17 protein-coding genes and 2 pseudogenes are annotated in these 21,731 nt (G+C 48.7%); 5 read left to right on the top strand and 14 right to left on the bottom strand.

Annotation, left to right across the window (positions count from 1 at the left end; all coding sequences use genetic code 11):
- Positions 1-1,002, bottom strand: a complete 1,002-nt coding sequence (gene hisG, locus IPL71_RS10880; RefSeq protein WP_345321477.1) for an ATP phosphoribosyltransferase — start codon at positions 1,000-1,002, stop codon at positions 1-3.
- Between the two features lie 424 nt (positions 1,003-1,426).
- On the opposite strand from hisG, the gene IPL71_RS10875 reads away from it, so the two are divergent.
- Positions 1,427-7,312, top strand: coding sequence for an Ig-like domain-containing protein (locus tag IPL71_RS10875; RefSeq protein ID WP_345321476.1), 5,886 nt, complete (start codon positions 1,427-1,429; stop codon positions 7,310-7,312).
- Positions 7,313-7,381: 69 nt separating this feature from the next.
- Here the strand turns inward: IPL71_RS10875 and IPL71_RS10870 are convergent, their stop codons facing one another.
- On the bottom strand, positions 7,382-8,041 hold the full coding sequence (locus IPL71_RS10870) for a response regulator (protein ID WP_345321475.1): 660 nt from the start codon (positions 8,039-8,041) through the stop codon (positions 7,382-7,384).
- 142 nt (positions 8,042-8,183) lie between these two features.
- On the opposite strand from IPL71_RS10870, the gene IPL71_RS10865 reads away from it, so the two are divergent.
- Positions 8,184-8,378, top strand: a complete 195-nt coding sequence (locus IPL71_RS10865) for a PspC domain-containing protein (RefSeq protein ID WP_345321473.1) — start codon at positions 8,184-8,186, stop codon at positions 8,376-8,378.
- 124 nt (positions 8,379-8,502) lie between these two features.
- Here the strand turns inward: IPL71_RS10865 and IPL71_RS10860 are convergent, their stop codons facing one another.
- Positions 8,503-9,084: a LysM peptidoglycan-binding domain-containing protein gene (locus IPL71_RS10860; RefSeq protein WP_345321471.1), complete on the bottom strand. Its 582-nt coding sequence runs from the start codon at positions 9,082-9,084 to the stop codon at positions 8,503-8,505.
- A 216-nt stretch (positions 9,085-9,300) separates the two neighbouring features.
- Here IPL71_RS10860 and IPL71_RS10855 point away from each other — a divergent pair, with 216 nt between their 5' ends.
- A complete protein-coding gene (locus tag IPL71_RS10855) occupies positions 9,301-10,533 on the top strand; it encodes an ATP-binding protein (RefSeq protein WP_345321469.1) in 1,233 nt (410 codons plus the stop codon).
- 63 nt (positions 10,534-10,596) lie between these two features.
- Here the strand turns inward: IPL71_RS10855 and IPL71_RS10850 are convergent, their stop codons facing one another.
- On the bottom strand, positions 10,597-11,538 hold the full coding sequence (locus IPL71_RS10850; protein ID WP_345321468.1) for an alpha/beta hydrolase fold domain-containing protein: 942 nt from the start codon (positions 11,536-11,538) through the stop codon (positions 10,597-10,599).
- A 165-nt stretch (positions 11,539-11,703) separates the two neighbouring features.
- Between IPL71_RS10850 and IPL71_RS10845 the strand changes: the two genes are divergently transcribed.
- Together IPL71_RS10845 and IPL71_RS10840 are read left to right on the top strand one after the other, a co-directional pair.
- Positions 11,704-12,411, top strand: coding sequence for a response regulator transcription factor (locus tag IPL71_RS10845; protein ID WP_345321466.1), 708 nt, complete (start codon positions 11,704-11,706; stop codon positions 12,409-12,411).
- A complete protein-coding gene (locus tag IPL71_RS10840) occupies positions 12,408-13,448 on the top strand; it encodes a sensor histidine kinase (RefSeq protein ID WP_345321464.1) in 1,041 nt (346 codons plus the stop codon). The genes IPL71_RS10845 and IPL71_RS10840 overlap by 4 nt, the downstream gene beginning before the upstream one ends.
- A gap of 7 nt (positions 13,449-13,455) precedes the next feature.
- Here IPL71_RS10840 and IPL71_RS10835 read toward each other — a convergent pair whose 3' ends face one another.
- From IPL71_RS10835 to IPL71_RS10790, 10 genes and pseudogenes are all read right to left on the bottom strand, one after another.
- On the bottom strand, positions 13,456-15,357 hold the full coding sequence (locus IPL71_RS10835) for a penicillin-binding protein (protein WP_345321462.1): 1,902 nt from the start codon (positions 15,355-15,357) through the stop codon (positions 13,456-13,458).
- Positions 15,358-15,367: 10 nt separating this feature from the next.
- Complete coding sequence (locus IPL71_RS10830; RefSeq protein WP_345321529.1) at positions 15,368-15,691, bottom strand: transglycosylase domain-containing protein; 324 nt, start codon at positions 15,689-15,691, stop codon at positions 15,368-15,370.
- 267 nt (positions 15,692-15,958) lie between these two features.
- Positions 15,959-16,258, bottom strand: a complete 300-nt coding sequence (locus tag IPL71_RS10825) for a hypothetical protein (protein ID WP_345321460.1) — start codon at positions 16,256-16,258, stop codon at positions 15,959-15,961.
- Positions 16,259-16,269: 11 nt separating this feature from the next.
- Positions 16,270-16,755 (bottom strand): hypothetical protein, encoded by a 486-nt coding sequence (locus IPL71_RS10820; RefSeq protein ID WP_345321458.1) that lies wholly within the window; start codon positions 16,753-16,755, stop codon positions 16,270-16,272.
- 418 nt (positions 16,756-17,173) lie between these two features.
- Complete coding sequence (locus IPL71_RS10815; RefSeq protein WP_345321528.1) at positions 17,174-17,938, bottom strand: family 4 glycosyl hydrolase; 765 nt, start codon at positions 17,936-17,938, stop codon at positions 17,174-17,176.
- Between the two features lie 48 nt (positions 17,939-17,986).
- Positions 17,987-18,321: pseudogene (locus tag IPL71_RS10810) on the bottom strand (family 4 glycosyl hydrolase); the annotation flags it as partial.
- A gap of 78 nt (positions 18,322-18,399) precedes the next feature.
- Positions 18,400-18,804 (bottom strand): YbaK/EbsC family protein, encoded by a 405-nt coding sequence (locus tag IPL71_RS10805; RefSeq protein ID WP_345321456.1) that lies wholly within the window; start codon positions 18,802-18,804, stop codon positions 18,400-18,402.
- A 34-nt stretch (positions 18,805-18,838) separates the two neighbouring features.
- A complete protein-coding gene (locus IPL71_RS10800) occupies positions 18,839-20,143 on the bottom strand; it encodes an alpha-mannosidase (RefSeq protein ID WP_345321454.1) in 1,305 nt (434 codons plus the stop codon).
- 4 nt (positions 20,144-20,147) lie between these two features.
- Positions 20,148-20,486 (bottom strand): hypothetical protein, encoded by a 339-nt coding sequence (locus IPL71_RS10795; protein WP_345321452.1) that lies wholly within the window; start codon positions 20,484-20,486, stop codon positions 20,148-20,150.
- A pseudogene (locus IPL71_RS10790) lies at positions 20,483-21,267 on the bottom strand (glycoside hydrolase family 38 N-terminal domain-containing protein). Before IPL71_RS10790 ends, IPL71_RS10795 begins: the two are co-directional and overlap by 4 nt.
- Positions 21,268-21,731 lie beyond the last annotated feature (464 nt).

The raw sequence follows: 21,731 nt of genomic DNA, 5'->3' as shown, positions 1-21,731 counted from the left end.
TTATCCTTTTAGTGCCGCGAGCATGGCATTGTAGCGTGGCGGCTCTTCTTCAAAAATATAAGTGATGGGCGAAACGATAATGCCGCTGCCGCCGATGAGACGTAGTTCAGAAATGGCCTGCGGCAAATGATCGCGGCGCACAACAACCGTGACCGAATACCAGTTTTGATCGCTTTCGCGCGTCATGATCGGGCTGATGGTTGGTCCCTGCAACCCACCGACATTGGTTTGAGTAAATATTTTTTTCGCAATGCCTTCCGGGTTGTCGCCGCGCATGTTGGCAATAACCAATAAATTATTTTCGGCACGCATGTGAGCTTCAATATATTCAAGCAGACGGCGCGCCATTTCCAAAACCTCAGGACGAGCCTGCAAGGCTTTGCGATTTGCGATCAACACCGCTTGTGATTTTTGAATGACGCCATCAGCCAACGGGCGCAGGCGATTATCAATTAATGTTTGTCCCGATGAAACAAGGTCTGAGATCATATCGGCATAACCGATGGTTGGCGCGACTTCGAGCGTGCCTTCGGCTGAGATCAGTGAGTGGGCAATATTGTGTTGATTAAGAAAACGTTCAGTAAGAAATGGGAACTTCGTCGCTACACGCAAGGGTGTTTCCAGTGACGCGGCATATTCTTTAAGTGACGGGACATCTGTCACAGTTTTCCAAGTTTCAGGGACGGCTAATTTCAGAGCACAGCTTCCAAACCCAAGAGAGTCATGCAGGATGAGAACATCCTCACTGCTGCCGCCATTTTCTTCGAGCATATCGAGGCCGGTGATGCCAAAGTCAATACTGCCCTGGCGCACACTAACGACAATATCGCCGGGGCGTTGGAAGATAACGCCTAACTCGGGCAGTGCCGGTAATTCCGCTTGATATTGGCGCGGATTGGGTTTGAATATTTTCAATCCGGCAGCGGATAAAAATTCGAGCGCGTCTGTTTCAAGACGGCCTTTGGATGGAAGAGAGAGTCGAATGGTTGGTTGTGAGGTCATAAAATTTCCTTGACGATGATATTTGCGGACTAAAGTCCGCAATCTGAAAAACAAAAATCCCCGGCCAATGACCGGGGATTGATATTACAAGGTACTCATCCTGATGGATTTATTTCAGGTATGCGCAAAGAATATCCCGGCCATTTAAGGGGATGTGATGATGGGTATGGTGGCGGTGCGCAAACACTGAACTCATAATGGTTGGCAGTATACCAACGTCAACCTGATTTGGCAAGCAAAAATCTTTAAACACAAAGGGCACAAAGTACACGAAGAAAAGCCTTAGCGCCCTCGTGTACTTTGTGTTTAATTTTTCCATAAAACGGGAACATCTCATCTCCAAAATTCGTTTTGTAATGAAATCCAACTTTAAGTCACTTGACATCTTTCTTTACAAAAGGCATACTCGTTTTGGAGGCAGGCCATGAACAATAAACAACTTTTACGTGTGGTGGGCGCGATCTTGCTGATTGCATTGGTCGTGGTGCTCATAAAAGTCACGTTCTTCAAGGACACATCGCTTTCCGTTGAATCACAGCCGACAGGTCCGCAGATTATTGCACAAAATCCAATTGAGGGACAACGACTGGATTTAACTTCACCAATGGAAATTAAATTTGACCGTGAAATGGATCCGCTTAAGACAGGCGATTCATTTGCGCTTCTTGACCCTAACGGGGAAACTGTCTCTGGCCAAGGGACATGGTCTGACGCTCAAACATTTATCTTCACCCCCGCCTCCGCGTTGGATTCCGGCACTGTCTACACGGCCACCTTCTCCACGCAAGCCGTCGCCGCAGACGGCTCAACTCTACAGGAAAATATAAAACTCGAATTCAAAACCGTCGAAGCGTTGACTGTGGCACAGGTTTTCCCGGCGCAGGACACTCGGGAAGTAGAAACAGCTTCGAGTATCACAGTCATCTTTAATCATCCGGTTGTACCTGTAACGATCGTGGAAGAACAAAGCAAGCTGCCGCAGCCATTAGAAATCACACCCGCAGTAAAAGGCAAAGGCGAATGGGTAAATTCGTCAGTGTATGTCTTTCAGCCGGAGGAAATCTTATTAAGCGGGACCAGTTATCAGGTCCAGATCGCAGCGGGGTTAGAGGACACGAACGGCAACGCTTTGGAAGAGTCATTCCAATGGCAGTTCGAGACTCAGGGTCCGTTCATTGCAAATTATTCTTTAAAGAACGGGGCGCAATATCCAAAAGAGGAAGTGACCGATGTGCCGCTCGATCAGGCGTTCATTGTGATGTTCACTCAAACCATGGATCAGAAGAGCGTGGAAAATGCGGTGACATTAACCAACCGTGAAACACTTGAGCCCTTCCCTGTTACTTTTTCATGGGACGAAACATCAAGCATACTGACCATTGAGCCGGATGGGAAATATAAACTTGCAAGTTATTATGATCTTGTCGTTTCAGAACAGGCACAGGCCGAAGATGGCGGATACATCAAGGAAGGTTTGACGATTCAAATTGCCACTGTACCTTTTCCATCGGTGGTAAGTTACTATCCATCAGAAGACATTAGCGACACAACATATAAAGACAGAATTTCCATCACCTTCGCTTCTCGCATGGACTTTGAGAGCATGAAGGGACGCATCAACATTGCGCCTTCAGCACCCGATCAAAAACAATGGTATTACAACGAATACGATAAGACGCTTTATATTTACAGCTTGCAGCCCGCCACTGATTATGTGGTGCGGATCCTGCCTGGCATCGAAGATGTCTATGGCAACAAGATCAGAGATGAGATTTCATTTGCATTTAAAAATGGAGACCGCGCGCCATACGCCAGACTCGTACTGCCATGGACTCCGCTTGTGTATCGCGCGGCAGGACTCAAACAGCAGGAAGTTTATTTCGAACATCGCAATCTTGAAGAAGCGAAAATTTCAATTCATCCGATCGAATTAAATACGTTTAAAAGTATCATGAGCGGTGACCTTGACCCGACAGCCTATAAACCACAGGCACAGGCCGTCCGTGAATTTGAGATTAAAGCAAGTGACCCAAGAAATTTAATGCATTATAAAAATTTTTCCTTCGCCGATGAAAACGGAAAGGCGCTTGAGCCGGGCTATTACTTTATCGGTGTGCAGGGCAAACCGCTGGAATATGGTGCCAATTTCTATCAGGGTTTTGTGTTTATTGTCGCAACCGATAACATCACTTTAAAGACCACCCCTACCGAAGGGCTGGCGTGGATCACTGACCTGGAAAGCGGCGCGCCCCAACAAAACGTGGAAGTTACTTTTTATAACGATGAATTTGCAAAGATCGGCGAAACCTCCACAAACAAGGATGGGATCGCCTATCTCGATAACATCAAGGCAGCCAACTATGCAAGCATTGAGGGAAACGGTCATCTCGGGCTAACTGCTCTGCATTGGGGCAGCGATGTTTCTGCGCGCGATTTTGGCCTGTACCAAAATTACTACAGTGAAGGGCCTTCATTGTTTAGTTATGTCTATACTGACAGACCGGTCTATCGCCCCGATCAGGAAGTATTCTTCAAGGGCATTTTGCGCGAAAATGATGACCTGCACTATACGTTATCGGAGAACGATCAGGTTTACGTGGTGATCGATCAATGGGGAGAAACCATTTTCTCTGATTATGTAAATATTAACGAGCAGGGAAGTTTCAGCGGCAAAGTCAAACTCGCGTCAGATGTTTCGCTCGGCGAGTACAGCATATATGTATATGCGGGAAGCACAAGCGAAGCGCCTATTGGATATGTCGGCTTCAACATTGCAGAATATAAAAAGCCTGAATTCGAAGTAAGCGTCGCAGCTGACAAGATAAATATTCTCGCCGGAGAGACAGTCAACTTTGGGTTGGATGCTGTTTATTATTCAGGCGGCAATGTGCCAAACGCGCAAGCCAACTGGTTCGTAGAATCTTCAACCTTTTATTTCACTCCTTCAGGAAAATACAGTCAATACAGTTTCATGGATTGGGATCGTGACATGTATTGGTCGCCGCAAAAACGCGCGAACATTGATGTACAGGAAGAAAAAGAAGGCGTGACTGACGAAAATGGTCATCTTGATTTTTCTGAAACATTTGAGGCGGGCGAAAACAAGGTCAGCCAGCAGATGGGGATCCATGCCAATGTGACCGACATTGCCGGCAACGAAGTCAGCGGCGGGACGAGCGTGGTGGTACATCAAAGCGAATATTATGCGGGCATCCGCTCTGAGCGATACATCGGCTCACAAGGTGAATCACAGCCTTTCAACGTGGCTGTATTGGATTGGGAGGCACAGCCTGTTGCAGAGCAAAATATCTCTGTCAGTTTTGTTGAGCGGCGCTGGTATAGCGTGCAGCAAAAAGATGAGCAGGGACAGCTGCACTGGGAAACTTCGGTGGAGGAAATCCCCGTCAGTAAACAGGATGCAGTTACCGGCGCAGATGGAACCGCGCGCGTTGATTTCATCCCGCCCAAAGGTGGAGTCTATAAAGCGCTGGTCACAGTCCGCGATTCGAAGGGAAACACGCATCAAGCCTCGACTTATATCTGGGTTGCCAGCGACGGAGAGATTTCGTGGCGACAGACCAATGACCGCGCCTTCAGCCTGATCGCTGATAAGGAAATGTACACGCCCGGCGAGACCGCTGAAATTTTGATCGCGCAGCCTTTCGAAGGAAAAGTGTACGCACTGGTCACCTATGAACGCGGACACATTTATAAACAGGAAGTGATCCTGCTCGAAGGCAACAGCACGATCTACAAATTACCGATCACTGATGAGTTCGCGCCGATTGCGTATGTTTCGGTGACAGTCATCAGCGGTGCGGAGCGTGGCGGCGCACCAGATTTCAAGATCGGTATGGCGCGCATCAACATTGATACAGCAGATAAAGAATCCGCCGGGCCGGGCGATGAAGTTACATATACGATCGAAACCAAAGATATTAACGGCAATCCGGTCACAGCAGATGTTTCACTCGCAGTCGTGGATAAAGCCGCGCTGGCATTGGCTCCGTCTAATTCTGCGCCATTGTTAGACAGCTTCTATTCAGAGCAGGGACTAAGCGTAATCACTGCGCTTGGGATTGTTGCCAGTGCAGATGATTTCAACGCCAACTACAAAAAAACCATTCCCGATGGAGCCATGAGCGGCGGCGGTGGCGGCGGAGATATGGGCATTATTACTGTGCGCTCAAACTTCAAAGATACAGCGGTCTTCGAAGCACATGTCACGACTGATAAAAACGGCATCGCCACAGTAAAAGTAAAACTGCCTGAAAATCTCACCACCTGGGTTGCAGATGTGCGCGCTGTCACCGCAGACAGCCGTGTGGGGCAAACCACATCTGAACTGGTCAGCACCAAACCGCTCTTTATTCAACTGCAAACGCCGCGCTTCTTTATTGTTGGCGATCAGGCACAAGTCGGCGCGATCGTTTTCAACAATACGCAAAAACCATTGAAGGTAAATGTCTCATTGGATGCAGAAGGCGTTCAACTGCAATCAGAATCAAAACAGATCGTCGAAATTAAAGGCGGACAACAAGGTTATGTCACATGGGATGTGACCGTCAAAGACAACATCCAACGGGTTGATATGACCGCCACCGCAGCCAGCGGATCGTATACTGATGCGAGCAAACCCGCGCTCGGCACATTAACCGACCAAGGTCTTCCTGTCTTCAACTTCACAGCGGTCGAAACGGTCGGCACATCGGGCATGATTACATCCGCTGACTCGGTTACTGAAAATATACAACTCCCCACATCAATGAATTTCGATAACGCAAATCTATCGATTGAGGTTTCGCCTTCGCTTGCTGCATCCATGGAATCAAGTTTGGCATATCTCGAAGATTATCCATATCTCTGCATGGAGCAAACGGTCTCGCGCTTTTTGCCAAATGTTATTACCACCCGCGCACTGAAGGAACAGGGCATTCCGTCACCGCTGCAAAGCGACCTTGATACACAGGTCAACATTGCCTTGCAGAAAATTTATTCCAAACAGTTATACGACGGCGGCTGGAATTGGTGGGACGGCGAAGAAAGTGATCCGCAAACTTCTGCCTATGTGGTTTACGGTTTGATCGAAGCCAGAGACTCAGGCTACGCAATTTCTGAACTCGTACTTGAAAACGGTCTCGCCTATCTCAAGGAAAATATCCCCACACTCAACCGCAACGATGCGCCCTGGCAATATAACCGGCAGGCCTTCATGTTATACGTCCTCGCGCGCGCAAATGAACTCGGCGCAGGGCAAACCAATTTCATCTTTGAACACCGCACCTCATTGGACTTGTACGGGAAAGCCTATCTCGCCCAGACTTTATTCCTGCTCGATCCAGAGGACACACGCATCGACACGCTTCTTTCGGACCTTTCAACTGCCACCGTCCAATCGGCAGCCGGTGCCCATTGGGAGGAAACCACCAAAGACTACTGGAACTGGAACTCCGATACACGCACGACAGCCATCGTCTTAAATACCTTCGTGCAAATCGACCCGACGAATCCGATCACTGCCAATGCTGTCCGCTGGTTGATGGCGCATCGTGATAATGGACATTGGTACTCGACCCAGGAAACCACATGGTCACTGATCGCACTCACTAATTGGCTGGTGGCATCCAACGAGTATGAAACAGACTACAAATTCGCGATCGGATTAAATGGCGAATTGCTCGAAGAAGGCCGGTCGAACAAAGATAATCTGACCGACACTACCAACCTGCAAGTGGAGCTCAAAGACCTGTTGACAGAACAAGTCAATGCTTTGGTATTCACTCGCGGGAACGGCACAGGTAATTTGTATTACTCGGCTTATCTTAGCGCAAGCCTGCCGGTCGAATCAATTCAACCGCTTGATCAGGGCATGAGTCTTTCACGTGAATACTTCGCCCTTAATGACCCGAAGACTCCCATCACAGAGATCGAGCGCGGAGAATTGGTCAAAGTGCGTTTGACGGTAGTGGTCCCGGCGGCGGTACATTTTGTCGTTGTCAATGACCCGTTACCGGCGGGGATGGAAGCGATCAATTCCGCACTGGCCGGAGACACGGCAATCCCATCCTCGTACACGGCGCAGGATTATAAAGAGCGCGGCTGGGGCTGGTGGTATTTCAGTCACATTGAATTGCGTGATGAAAAGCTGGTGCTCTCGGCTGATTATCTGCCCGCAGGGACATATGTGTACACATATATCGCGCGCGCCAGCACAGCGGGTACATTCAAAGTCATCCCGCCCACTGCGGCAGAGTTCTACTTCCCCGATGTTGGCGGACGCGGCGCAGGCAGCATTTTCATTGTGAAATAACGTGAATCAAAAAGCAGGGACACATTTGCAAATGTGTCCCTGCTTTTTAATAATTCTTATTTTTTGCAACTATGATTCCACATCTCCGCGCAGGATTTTTTCTTCAGTCTTTGTATTCACTTCAATCCGCTCGTTGACCTGATCAAGCTGGAAACGAATTTCATCCCGTTCATTAATGGCAGACAAAAGCGAGTTCGCAAAAGTAGCCTTTTCCTCTTCCGACATGGTCGGCAGCAGGCGCTCAATACGTACGATCTGTGTAATTTTTTGATCCAGTTTTATCTTGAGGCGTTTTCGATATCCATCATAAAACTCAAACTCCTTGAGCGGTTCTGTGGCAATAGGAATCTCCTCCGTCAAAAGTTCGGTGATGGTCCGCATAAGCTGTTCAATGTCAATTGGTTTTTCGAGAAAACGCGTCGCACCGATCAACACTGCAAATGTTTTATCCTCCGGCGCAACATACGTGGCTGAGAGAAAAACCACGGGGATGTTACGAGTTTTTGGATCCAAGCGCAATCGATGCACAAGGCTAAACCCATCCATACGAGGCATCAAAATATCGGTGATGACAATCGCCGGGTGTTCCTTCTCAATAGCCACCAACGCCTCTTCCCCGTTCCGTGCTGTAATCACACGATAGCCCTTAAACTTCAATGTGGTATCGATCAAATTCAAAATATTGGGAATATCTTCCACGACAAGTAAATAACCTGTTTGCTCATTCATGATCATATTGTAGTATGCGCACAATCGTTTAGATATTGCAATTATGTTGCCATTATAAAAACGCACCTGTGAGTCCGGTGGTGCATCCATTTTTACAAACGCGCGTATATATAGATAACATCAATTAAATTTGGAGGTTCAAATGACAATTCGACAACAAGCTTTAAGACGTTCGCGCAGTAACCGCATGGTCGCAGGAGTGTGCGGCGGATTGGCCGAGTTCTTCGGCGTCAGTTCCTTTTGGTTCCGTCTCGCATTTCTGATCGCGCTCATCCCGGGCGGCGTGCCAGGCATCCTTGTGTATCTGATCATCATGCTGATCGTGCCGAACGAATAGCTGTATTCGCTGTATTGCGAATTAAAAACACCGGAGTCAGTCTAACCTGACTCCGGTGTTTTTAATTTTTAACAATTCAAACAATGCCCTAAATTACAACCGCGAAGTTCGCAGAGCATTGATTCTAATAAACACGAAGCACCTGCCCCGGATAGATTAAGTTCGGATTATAGATGGTGGGATTAAGCAACTGCAAACTATACACAGATGTCCCGAACATATTGGCAATAATACGAAGTGTATCGCCATATCGCACAGTGTAGTAAGTTGGAGCGGCAGCAGGCAGATTAATGTATTGCCCAACATAGATCAAACTTGCGTTCCAAATGCCAGGATTCACAGCCAGAAGGTCGCTCACACTGACACCCATTCTCGCGGCTATGATCCCAAGCGTGTCACCATACTGCACTACATAAGTCCCGCCATAAGATGGAGCCGGGTAATAGTACACTGGATCAGTTGCGTATCCGGTCGGGATATATAACACGGCTCCGGTATACACCCACCAGCCCAAACCGGGATTTGCAGCACGGATGGCATCAACCGTAGTCCCGCAGAGTGCCGCGAGACCGCTCAACGTATCCCCCCACTGAACTGTGATGTAACTGGCACAGCCCGGCCACGCCAGCGCAGCGCCTGCCGGTGCAAAAGATGCAGTCAAAATTGCAACAATCATAATCCATTGAAAAATTCTTTTTGCAGACATGGAATCCTCTCTTCTTTTATAAATCGATCAAGAAAACACAACGAAAGAGCTGCTCAAAAAGACCTGCCAACATCACTATACAACAATTATTTTACAAATACAACCAGAAGTATATTTTTATGAACGGCCTGCGATTTTTTTCAAATAAATTCCCGCCTGAAAATTTATCATTCAAAAGCAATGATTGTCCGCTCCTGTCACAGCTATACTATTAAGATGAGTGAGACACTACCCTTCGACAAAATTTCCCTTTTACATCTGGCATTTAACGGACTGACGGATAAAGAGCTGCAGGAGATGGCAGCCGCATCTCAACTATGCACATATCCGCCTGAACATATCTTATGCCGCGAAGGTGCTTATGAAGATGTCTTTTATGTAATCGCTGAAGGCAGCGCTGTCATCTGTAAAATTGTCAGCGAGCAGGATGGTGAGCGGGTTTTACGCATCGCGGGCAAGGGAGACCTGGTCGGAGAAATGGCCCTGATCCAAAACGTTCCGCGCTCAGCTACGGTGCGAACGCTCACAGACTGCACCGTGCTGGAGATGGACAAAAAAGATTTTGAGACCCTGCTCAGCCGCAGCCCAAGTATGGCGATCAATATTATCCGCACCACACTCGATCGCATTCGCGAGAATGACCAGATCGCGATTCAGGACCTGCAAAACACCAACAAAGTTTTACATCACCTTGACCGTAATAAACTGGAATTCATTCAAGTCGCAGCGCACGAACTCCGCACCCCGTTGACCGTGCTCAAAGGCTATGTTAATGTATTGAATTCATTTTCTGAATTAAAAACAAACCCCGCTATCACAGAAGTAATGAGTGGAATCATCAAAGGCGCCGACCGTATGCACGAAGTGGTCAACACCATGCTGGATGTGACTCGCATCGACAGCGAGACCTTAAAGCTGCGGGCTACTCCTGTACCTTTGAAAAGACTCGTCGTGGATACAGTTCATGAGCTTATCAAAGCCTCTTTGGAGCGCAATATTGAATTATCCTTAGAACAGGACTCAGATACGCCCAATATCAATGCCGACCCGACCTTGATCCAAAAAGCGATGTATCACCTGATCGTCAATGCCATCAAATACACACCCGATGGCGGCAGGGTCACTCTACATTCACGTCCAATTACAATGGATAAAAACATACCCGGCGTTGAGGTCAGCGTCACAGATACCGGCATCGGACTGGACGCCGAGCACCATGAACTGATATTTGAAAAGTTTTATCAGGTTGGTGATGTAACCATTCACTCATCTGGCAAAACATCCTACAAAGGCGGCGGGCCCGGCTTGGGGCTGGCCATCGTGCGCGGTGTGGCGCGCGCGCATGGCGGCAAGACCTGGGTGGAAAGCACAGGCCACGATGAAGTTAATTTCCCCGGCAGCACATTTTATTTACAACTGCCAATAGATCCGATAACGCCTGCAGCATAAATTCAGAAAATAAAAATGGCTGTCCAAAAAATGGGCAGCCATTTTTATTACGAAGGATATTGTCTATTTTAAGTGGGTATCTAAAAAGCCGATCACCAATTTCAGATTTTCTTCAGTCTCAAATTGTGTGCCGCCATGACCGGCACCTTCGAGGGATACATAGGTAACCTTGTCTGCGCCAATGGCTGCGGTGAGCGCATCATCCAGATCCTTATTCTGAACGGGAGAAATATTACAATCCGCTGTACCGTTCTCGATGAAGAATGGTGAATCTGTTGCATCGATATAATTCATCGGGTTCGTGGTCTTGACCAGTTCAGGCACACTTTGAATTTCGGCACCCACCAGCTTCGACTCCGGTGAATTTGCATCGTTATGACTCTGCTCACAACTTGTCCCTGCAAATTGTTCATCCATTTTCAGAAAGTCGATCGGGCCAAACCAATCCACCACAGCTTGCACACAACTTGACTGCTCGGCATTTCCCAAGTCACCTTCAAGCTCGGCCACACCACAAGTCGTTCCAAGCAGCGAGACTAAATTCCCACCAGCGGATGCGCCCCACGCGCCGAAATTTTCCGGATCGAGATTGTACTTCTCAGCATTCGCACGCAAAAAGCGGACTGATGCTTTCGCATCATAAATCTGCGCCGGATACTGCGCCTCTGCGCTTAGCCGGTAATTGATACTCGCCACAGCATATCCCGCCGCTAGAAGTTGATCCACCCCAGTCAAGCCAGCGCCGTCAGCCTTATCGCCGAACATGAAACCGCCGCCATGCACCATGATAACCACAGGGAATGGACCTGTACCGGCTGTAGGAATGTACAGATCAAGTTTTTGCGCATCTGAGCCGCTTGCATAAGCAAGGTCTGTATAAGATGGATCAACAGATGCAAAAGTAGCCGAGCCGCCAGGCAGGACAGACAATCCACTGCAACCAGTGGAACTCACGACGACAAGCAAAGCCAGCGCCAGAAAAATAAACGATTTGATCTTCAACATGATATTCTCCTTGAATGTAATTTTTTAACTGTGTGGATTATCAAGGATGCATCTCAAGAAATTCTGAAGATGGTCTGTGTTTTTTCTACAGGTTCTTTCAGCCATTCTTGAGATTTCCTTCAGAATGATATGCTATGATTTCGCATTATTTCAAAGCGAGGTTACATGGCTCAAAGAATCCTGGTCGTTGATGACGATAAATCCATTGTCAAGGTGCTTGTTGGATATCTGGAACAATCCGGCTATCAGGTCAGCACGGCCTATGACGGCGAATCCGCTTTACATGTGCTGCGGCGCGAACGGCCTGACCTGATCCTGCTTGATCTTATGATGCCCAATCGTGACGGTTGGGAAGTAACCCAGATCGTGCGCGCAGACAAAACACTTGCCCCCACACCGATCATTATGATCACAGCCCGTATTGATGATACAGACAAGATCGTCGGGTTGGAGCTTGGCGCGGATGATTACATTCCCAAGCCATTCAATCCGCGTGAAGTTGTGGCGCGGGTCAAAGCGCTTCTGCGCCGTGTGCGGCTGGATCAATCTCCTAATGCCGCGCCACACATACTCACTCAGGGCGGCTTAAAACTGGATCTGGATCAACGCACGCTGACTGTGGATTCTCAAATCGTTGAGCTTACCCGTACTGAATTCAATTTACTCGAAGCCTTTTTATCCAACCCCGGCTTCACCTTAACCCGCGACGACCTGCTCGAAAAATCCATGGGCTATGCCTACGAAGGACTGGGACGCGCGCTCGATACGCACATCCGCAATCTGCGACGCAAAGTTGAAACTGACCCTGATAATCCCATCTACATCCAAACTGTTTATGGCGTTGGTTATCGTCTGGCAGGAGATAAAGCATGAAACGTTTATGGGTACGTCTTAGCTTGATGATCAGCGGGGTATTGTTCTTTATGTTCTTCATGCAATTTGTGGCGATCAATCTCGATCAGGGTAGCGACAAACCAGACCTTGATGGAGGTCCGCAGGCACCACCGGCAGAGATTCAACGCCGGCTGATCGAATTCATGGCGTTTTCAATTATTGTTGGTATTGGCGGAGGATTCCTGATCGGACGTGTAATCAGCGCGCCGATCACAGATTTTGTTGAAGCTGCGCATCGAATCGGTAAGGGAGAGTTAAACATCCATGTTCCTGCACGCGGCAGTCAGGAGATGATCGATCTGGCGACCACGTTCAACAAGATGTCTTCGGACTTGCAACACGCGGAAACTTTAAGAAATAATTTAATGGCTGATGTCGCACATGAACTTCGTACCCCATTGACCGTACTGGAAGGCAACCTGCGCGCTGCCCTTGATAAAGTTGTCCCACTGGATGAAGCCGAGATCGCCAATCTATATGGGCAAACCCGCCATCTGACTCGTCTGGTCAACGATCTGCGTGAACTGGCTTTGGCTGAAGCGCGTCAACTCCATTTGGAGAAACAGTCCACTGATTTAAATTCATTACTCGCGGATGTTGTTCAAGCATTGGAACCACTCGCGCTTGAAAAGGGCGTCCATCTTATTAGTAATTCAAAACAACTTCCCGAAATCCAAGTGGATGGAACCCGTATTCGACAGGTGCTCTTCAATTTATTATCAAATGCCTTGAGGCACACACCACAAGATGGTGAAATTCAAGTATCCGGCACATATACTACCGGTGAAATTATTCTGTCTGTAAAAGATAGCGGAGATGGATTAACGCCCGAACAACTAAGCGCAGTATTTGACCGCTTCTATCGCGCTGATAGATCACGCAGCCGCGAAACAGGCGGCACAGGCCTGGGGCTGGCAATCGTCAAGGCGATCGTTGAGGCACATAACGGACATGTAAAAGCGCTGAGCGATGGAGCAGGGAAAGGAAGTCAATTCCTGATCTATTTGCCGATATAAGTGACTCTTATTCCACAACATAAATCGTCACTACATTACTCTTTAGCACTTCTCCGTTTATAGTCAACCCTTCAACCCAGAAGTGATGTTCGCCTAAAGATAACGTCCACCAGGTTTGGTATGGCGGCGCGGAGAGAGTCGTTAATGCAATGCCGTCTACAAAGAATGTGACTTGCGCCAGGCCGGGCTCTGTCAGCGTGGAGAATGTTAATTGTTGGGCACTCAGGCTCAGGTCCGGGGTGATGCGGTAGGTTGTGTTATCAGTTGGAGATGTGAGGGTTAATCCGCTGGTTGTGCGAGGCGCGCCGTTGGCGAAATCCAATAAAAGCAGACCTTGCGCACGCGCCCAATCATGTGCTTCGACGGGGAGGTTTAAAACAATCTGCCCCTCTGACGTGCGTTGATAAAAAGAATCAAATTCAACAGGCTGCGTGCCGTTGATGAACCATTCCGTTTTTGTGTGCGGACAAATTTCAGTGGGAAGCAAACCCGAAAGATCACAGACTTCAATTTGAATTAAATCATCCGGTTGAATAAATTTTTTATCGGGGCGGCCTTGCAAAATGGAGCGCATGGTTTCAGCCCAAATCGGCGCGGCGCCCGTCAGGCCGGTGACATTGTGCATGGCTTGATAATTGCTGTTGCCAACCCACACACCCACCAAAAGATCGGGTGTATATCCAATGGTCCAGTTGTCATGAAAATTTGTTGTGGTGCCGGTCTTTACAGCGGCGATGCGATCAATCTTTAAAACACTGTTGCTTCCAAAGCCAGTGGTGCGGGCGCGTTCATCGCTGAGAATATCCGAGATGAGCCAGGCCACACGCGGATCAATAATTTGCTGCGCAGGTGTTAACTCGGGTGTGTATAAAATTTTTCCATCGGCATCACGAATATCAAGAATGGAGGTTGTGCCGGTGTAGTTTCCGTTGTTCGCAAAAGTTGCATACGCACGCGATAACTCCAACAGACTCATTTCTCCGCCGCCCAAGGCCAGCGACAGATCATATTGCTGCGGTTCATTCAATGAGCGAATGCCAAGTCGATTGGCAAGTGCGATCACATTTTCAATACCAACATTTTGCAAAGTCAACACAGCGGGCACATTCAATGATGAAGCCAGCGCTTCGCGCACGGAAACAAATCCATGCTCACGGCCATCGTAGTTGACAGGTTTATACGGCTGATCATTTTGTGTTTTGAATGTTGTGGTCACATCCAAAATGGAAGTTGCCGCTGTAAATGGATTCGCGCGGATTGGGTCAAGCGCGGCGGCGTAGATGATGGGCTTAAAGGCCGAGCCTGATTGTCGCGGCGCAAGCGCCATGTTGAGCGCACCATAAATGGACGAGTCGAAATAGTCCGCGCTGCCGACTAATGTGAGCAGCTCGCCAGTCTGCGGGTGGATGATGACCAGCGCGGCATTATTAACGTTGTGATTGATCTGGCCTTCGAGCGGCTTGAACAGCGCGATGCGCCTTTTTACGATCTCCTCCGCTCGCTGCTGCATATCCAGATCAAGCGTGGTGCGGACTTCCAAACTTTGGGCTGCGTTTAATTTTCCCAACGCAAAGAGTTCATCCAGTTGATCTTTGATCATCCAGATAAAATGCGGCGCTTCAATTGGATAGGGCGCGGCGTTATAACTGAGCGGCGCATTCTCTGCATCCAGTTTTTGTGCGGACGTGATGAATCCGTTCTTCTCCATTAATCCCAGCACCACCCGCTGACGTTCAATTGCCAACTCAGGATTCGTAAATGGGTTATAGATTCCCGGCGTTTGCGGCAGGCCGGCCAATAATGCGCACTCAGGCAAAAGCAGGTCAGATGCGGGTTTACCAAAATATGTCTGCGATGCGGCTTCGATGCCGTAGGCCATGCCGCCATAATAAATTTGATTTAAGTACAAGGCGAGGATTTCATCTTTGGAATAGGCACGGGTTAATTGCCAGGCGAAGAACGGTCTCGCGTAATTTGCGGCGTATGGTGCGCTGTATCACTTCATCACTTAATAACAAAGTGCGCGCAACCTGCTGAGTGATGGTACTGCCGCCTGAGAGGGTTTCTCCGCCGCGTAAATTGATCCACACCGCGCGGACGATTCCCACCACGTCCACGCCGGAGTTTTTATAAAAATTCTTATCTTCCACGGCGATGGTCGCATCTTTCATACACTGCGGAATATTCTCCACGGCAAGCGCGGCGTTTCGTCCGCCTTCGGTGGGGAGATCTCGTAGAGCAATCGTCCGCTGCGGTCGGTGATCTTCACACTGGGTTGATTTAGATTTTCAGAAAGAGTTAATAGAGGGAAGATCGTAAAAAAAGGTAGACGAGGAAAGCCGTAAAAAAGTAAAAAAGTGAAAAGCAAAAACGAACCGGTTTGGATTTCAGGAGGGTACGCATAAGATGCTCAATTTGGACTCCATCAGCTTGCTGGGTGAGTCTGGATGATTTTTGTTTTTGATTTCGTAATTAAACCGGACAGCAAGCTGTCCGACTCCATACATTTTTTATTTAACAATCTCATTCGCAGCGCGGATTAAATTATCGCGGATGGCGTAACCATCCACGTGTGCCTGTTCCATGCCTAAAATCACCGCACCGACAACGGGCTGACTGTTAAGGCGAATGATCCGCGCTTGGGGGCAATGCTTGAGGATAATATCGCGCATGGGGTTGGTAATGATCTCGCCCGCTTCAAAGATACTGCCCGATTGAATAATATCCACTGCATCATTTTCCATGCCGATCTGGCGCGCCACGGAAACAGCCAGCCAGCCCAACCTCCCCTGCCCAGCGGACAACTTCACTCGCAGCAGCATCACCTTCGCGCGGCGTTGATCACGTCCACGGCGATGAAAGGGAAAAGATGATACTGCTCATTTGATAGACCTTCCATCAGATCCACTTCATCTTTTGCGCCTGTGGCATTGAGCAGGATCTGAGTCAACTTTGTGGGCGGGATGCGTTTGATCCACGCATAGTTGACCATGGCCAAGGCTTTGATCGCAATTTCGATTCCGCCGCCAAATTCGCCAAAGGTCGGGCCGTTGCCCACAATGCGGCCTTCACGTCCATCGCGGCCGCGCCCACGGCAGTTGTTGGAAGACCCGGCAGTGACGTTCACGCCGATGCCACGGTCCGCACCGGCGAGCAAGCCATTGACGCCATCGTTGACCAGCTCAAAGGGACAGGTCAGCCCGAGTGTGGCAATTGCCTGTAAATGCGACTCGTGGTCTGATGGAAAGTCATAGCCTGCGATGCCAAATCCGGCTCCGGCGATTTCATTTGCAGAGATTCCAGCCATTTCTCTGGCTTGCTCAAAGATTCCTTGAGGACATTTTGCAGACCGTCATAACCCTACATTCTGATGATTTCTCGCCCAGGCTTTGCCAAAGCCTAAGCACTCCCCAGATTCATCCGCAATCAGGGCGTGTGTTTTTGACGAGCCGACATCGATTCCTAAAAAGTATTTCATGTGTTCACATCCGGTATTTCTTAGAGAGTGTCTGAAAAATTAACCACAAAGTCTCAAAGACTCACACCTGCCCTGGCGGGCGGTGCCAGGGAAGTCACAAAGTTTTTTCTCTCTTGGTATCTCCGTGACTTAGTGTTTGTAAGAAAACTGCTTTGACACTTCCACGGAAAGAGCATCCCCAGAGAGCACAGAGTTTTTTGTTGTCTCTGGATCTCGTCTCCGTGGTTAAAAGCCTTTAAAAAAATTCCTAAATAAACTGAGGCAGCCACTGTTTATTGGTCTCAAGCATGTCATCCATTACTTCTTGAATCTTATCTGCACCCGGTCCCAGCGGATGAGTAAGCAGCGCTTGATATAAGGCGTTTCGATCGCCATGCACCGCGGCTTCCACGGTCAGTAGTTCGTACATCTTGACCTGAGAGATAAGCCCGAAGCACGAAGCAGGTAACGGGTCAGCGGGAAGCGGGTGGATCCCGTCCGCGTCCACTTTGGCGGGCAATTCCAAGACCCAATCTGCAGGCCATTCCTTCACTGCTCCAGCGTTGCGGACGTTGACCACATGCACCTGTCCCAGATCATTGAAATGCGAGTTGATCAGCTGCGTAGCCAGCGTGGAATAATATGCGCCGCCGCGTTTCATCAAGTCCGCGGGCGGTTCGGTGAGGGCGGGGTCAGCATATTCGCGCAGAAGATCCTTTTCAATTTCCATCACTGCCTCCGCGCGGGATGGCGGCCACTTTTTTTGTTCTGCAAATTTTTTATCGGTGTAATAAAAATATTGCAGATAATAATTTGGGATCATGCCCAGCGTTTCAAGCGTGCGAATATCCCATTCAGGTTCTTCTTCTTTCTTCAGTTCCGCAAGATACGCAGGGAAAATATGCGGCCACATTTCTTCGCCGTCTACTGTGAAGCCGTAATGCCAGGTGAGATGATTTAATCCGAGCGTCTTCAATGCGGCGCGGTCTGATTCGATCTTTGCGCCGGTGAATTTTTCAAGACCTTTGATCATTTCCATTTTAGCGGTAATGCCAACATTACACACGCCCACCGCCGGAATATCAGGCGCGTAACGATTAAGCGCCTCAGTCACCAGGCCGGCGGGGTTGGTGAAATTTGCAAGCAAAGGCATGGGCTGGCCTTGTCCACAGGTTTCGCGAATATCTTTGCGATGCTCAAAATCACGGGGATGGTGCGCAGGGCTTTCGCCATGCCGCCCACGCCGGTTGTTTCCTGTCCGATCAAACCGTGACGCAGACCAAGATATTCGTCACCACGGCGGGCGGGCATCATGCCAACTCGCAATTGCGTGGATACATATGATGCGCCCGCAATCGCTTCACGTTGATTCGTACTCAGCACCACTTTGAATGGATCGCCTTTCGCTTTGACCATGCGTTGCGCAAATCCACCGACGATCTCCAATCTTTCCTTGTCAATATCCATCAACCAGAACTAAAAAATCTTTCGAGTTCACTTTTTTGAAAGAACCAGAGTGGCTGTATTCACCAACGGATGACAAAGAAAATTTTCACTACTCCAGATTTCAGAATCCACCCACAACTCAACTTGATGATCGGCATCGTTCGCCAGCCCCAGCATGGTCACTGATCCGCGGGTCACACCCAGCAGGCGCATCAGATTTTCTTCAGACCCAAAACGCAGGTGCGGGGAATTTAACTGCACGGAAAGGCCGTCCATCTTTACAGTTTTCTCACAGGATGTGACAGCCAAAAAGAAGCGGCGTCCTTTTTTATCACACAGAAAAAGATTCTTGGTGCTCACGGCTACCACGCCCGTATGATACAAGTCTGCTTCGGCGCAGGTGAACACAGCAGGATGTTCAATGCGCTGAAAAACAAAGTTGTTGGTATTCATGAAACTGAGAAATTCCAATTCTGATGTCATCATATTATTTTAACTTCACACGCAGAGTCATGATCTGATAGGGTTTCAAATTCAGGAGGATCGAATCATTCTCCACGCTCAATGCAGACTCGTTCTCCTCAAGCAGATTCGTCACCCAGGCAGAATCCACTACGCCTCCCATCTTAACCTGAACCTGTCCCCGTTTTCTCTGGCTTTCATACAATCTGACGATGATTCCTTCGCCGTCTTCAGCGCGTTTGATCGTTTCGACAATCACATTCGGTGAAGAGCAAGAAACCAGAGATTGGAGAGTCGTAATTGATTTCTTTCCTCTTTCTTCTTTCATCTGATACACCACAATCGGGTCATTCAGCGAATATGCTTCTTTTTGCGTTTCTTCATTCCACGCGCCGATGTGCGGATATAGACTGTATTTGAATTCATGCTCACCAAAATCAGCCGCCGGGTCGGGCATGGTGGGAGAACGCAATAACGTAATACGCATCACATTATCGTGAATGTCATGTCCGTACTTGCAGTCATTGAGCAGACTGACCCCATAATCACCTTCGGATAAATCCACCCATTTTTGGGCGCAGGTTTCGAAGCGTGCCCAATCCCAACTGGTATTGCGATGCGTGGGACGAGTCACATTGCCCCATTGGATTTCATATGTTGCTTGCGGCGCAAGCACATCCACCGGGAAGGCAACCTTGAGCATGGTGTGACGTTCCATCCAGTTAATGTGTGTGTCAAAGTCTACACGACGGGAGTTGTGATTGAGTGAAATGCGCTGGGTAAATTCACTGCTTTGAATCTTGCGTTTGATCTCAATCATCTGACGCAGTTCTCCATCTTCGATCATCGTGATGGATGTTGCAGGTTCTGCCAGCCATATTTTGTCATCATAGAAGATATCCACATCCCATGCGTCCCAACTCTTTGGGCGATCTTCAAAGACCTGGAATTGATTGGCGATTGAATTTGGTGCAAGCACTTCACGATTGGCCTGTTTATCAAAGATGCGAGTGATGTCACCGCCATTGTTGAATTCAACTTTCAGGAATTTGTTTTCCAGTTTTTGAGTACTAGAGTTTGCTCCAGAATCTGGGGCAGCAAGCTGCCCTACTCCATAACCCACTCCAGAGAGGGCGGTCACACTATAGGGCGCGAGTTCGCCGGCATCCACCCACAGACCAGAGTCTGTTTGTTGTGCAGAGACAGGCTGACCGTTAAGAGCGAAGCGCTGAAATGAGTCGCCGGGGATGAAGACCAAACCCTGTTGGGGAAACGAAGTCGGGTTGACGAGGAGAATGTCCCCATCCAGTTTTTGAGAAAGAGATCGCAAGGCCTCATTGCGAAGTTGTGTGATATTCGTTGTGAGTTCGGCGTATTGCGCCTGTGACTCTTCGTAGACGAGCCCAATGCTCGAACCAGGGATGATGTCGAAATTGATTAAGGCAGATGGTTTTCCAAGCTTCGGTAAATAGGGAATTGGGATATTGATAATTGGTAGTTACTGAGGCGAGCGCGGCAATGAACTCAGTATCGTGCAACAGAAATTCGGCTTTGCGATTGGCGCGTTTGTTGCGGGCTTGCGAGGTGTAGGTGCCGCGATGATATTCGAGATACAGTTCACCATTCCAGACCGGCATCATTTTTGATTCGGTAAGCGGCTCGATGGATCTCAAAGAATTCCTTGACGCTTGACTGTTTGACCTGCGGGAAGCGCGGGGAAGTTTTTCATCACTTCGATGTTTTCCAACATTTCACGAGTGGGACCACCGCCGCCGTCGCCATACCCATAGGCCATGAGCAAATCTTTTTGAAGTTCCTTCTGTTGGAAATTTTGCCATGTGCCAAGCGCTTCGCTGGCATTCGCCATTGAGTTGTACGTGCTGGCATATTCACTGCCAAATTCCTTGACCGTGCTAAAGTGCGTGAGGATTTGCGTGCCGTCAATGCCCTGCCACATGAAAGTATCGTACGGCAGACGATTGTATTGACTCCAACCGATCTTGATGGTCATAAAATATTTTAGACCCGCCTGTTGAATCAATTGCGGAAGCGCCCAGGCATAACCGAAAACATCAGGCAGCCATAAGACGGGAGTCTCTGCATCCTTGCCGAAATTTTCCTTGAAGAAGGTACGCCCAGCAAAAATTGGCGCGCAAGAGATTCCGCGCCGCTGAGATTACAATCCGCTTCGACCCACATGCCGCCCATTGGTTCCCAGCGTCCTTCGTTTATTTTCTGTTTGATAGACTCAAACAACGCGGGCTGATCTTCCTTGATGAATTGATATAACTGCGGCTGACTTTGCGAGAAGTGATAATCTGGGAATTGTTCCATCAGGCGCAGAACATTGTAAAATGTGCGCTCTGATTTTCTGCGGGTCTGGCCGAGAGTCCATAACCATGCAACGTCAATATGGGCATGACCTGTGGCATGGATGATGGCATCGAGCGGCATTCCCGCTTTTTCGATTCCGATGCGGAGAGTTTGCAATGCAGGGTCAACACTGGCATAAAACTTTCCGTCCCATAACGGGTCGCGGGTGTCCAGCACATTGAAGGCATCATTGAGCGCGTTGAAAATATGATGACGGGCGGAATTATTTTCATCAAGATTATTTGCGGTTTCCAAAGCGATCCGCGCGAGGACGGTGAAATCACGCGTAGATTGATGAATTTGGACAACCGAACATTGGCGCATGAAAAGTTTGGTAAATGCTTCGCCGCTTGCGAAACCTCCGAGTCCCGTCCAACCGCGCAAGGTTAAAAAATGTTCTTTGTCATCAAGCCATTCAGCGTTTAGCAAAATCTCCTGATGGTGACGGTCACAGGTGGCGTAGGGTTGTCCGTCAATGTATGCCAGTGATTCGGGGTGTGAAAAATCTCCTGAGTCGCCCAGTGGCAAATACAACGCGATGGGCT

The sequence above is a fragment of the Candidatus Villigracilis proximus genome, assembly GCF_016717045.1.
Lineage (GTDB): Bacteria > Chloroflexota > Anaerolineae > Anaerolineales > Villigracilaceae > Villigracilis > Villigracilis proximus.
The sequence above is the reverse complement of the archived record's forward strand: the minus strand, read 5'-3'. Positions and strand labels throughout refer to the sequence as shown.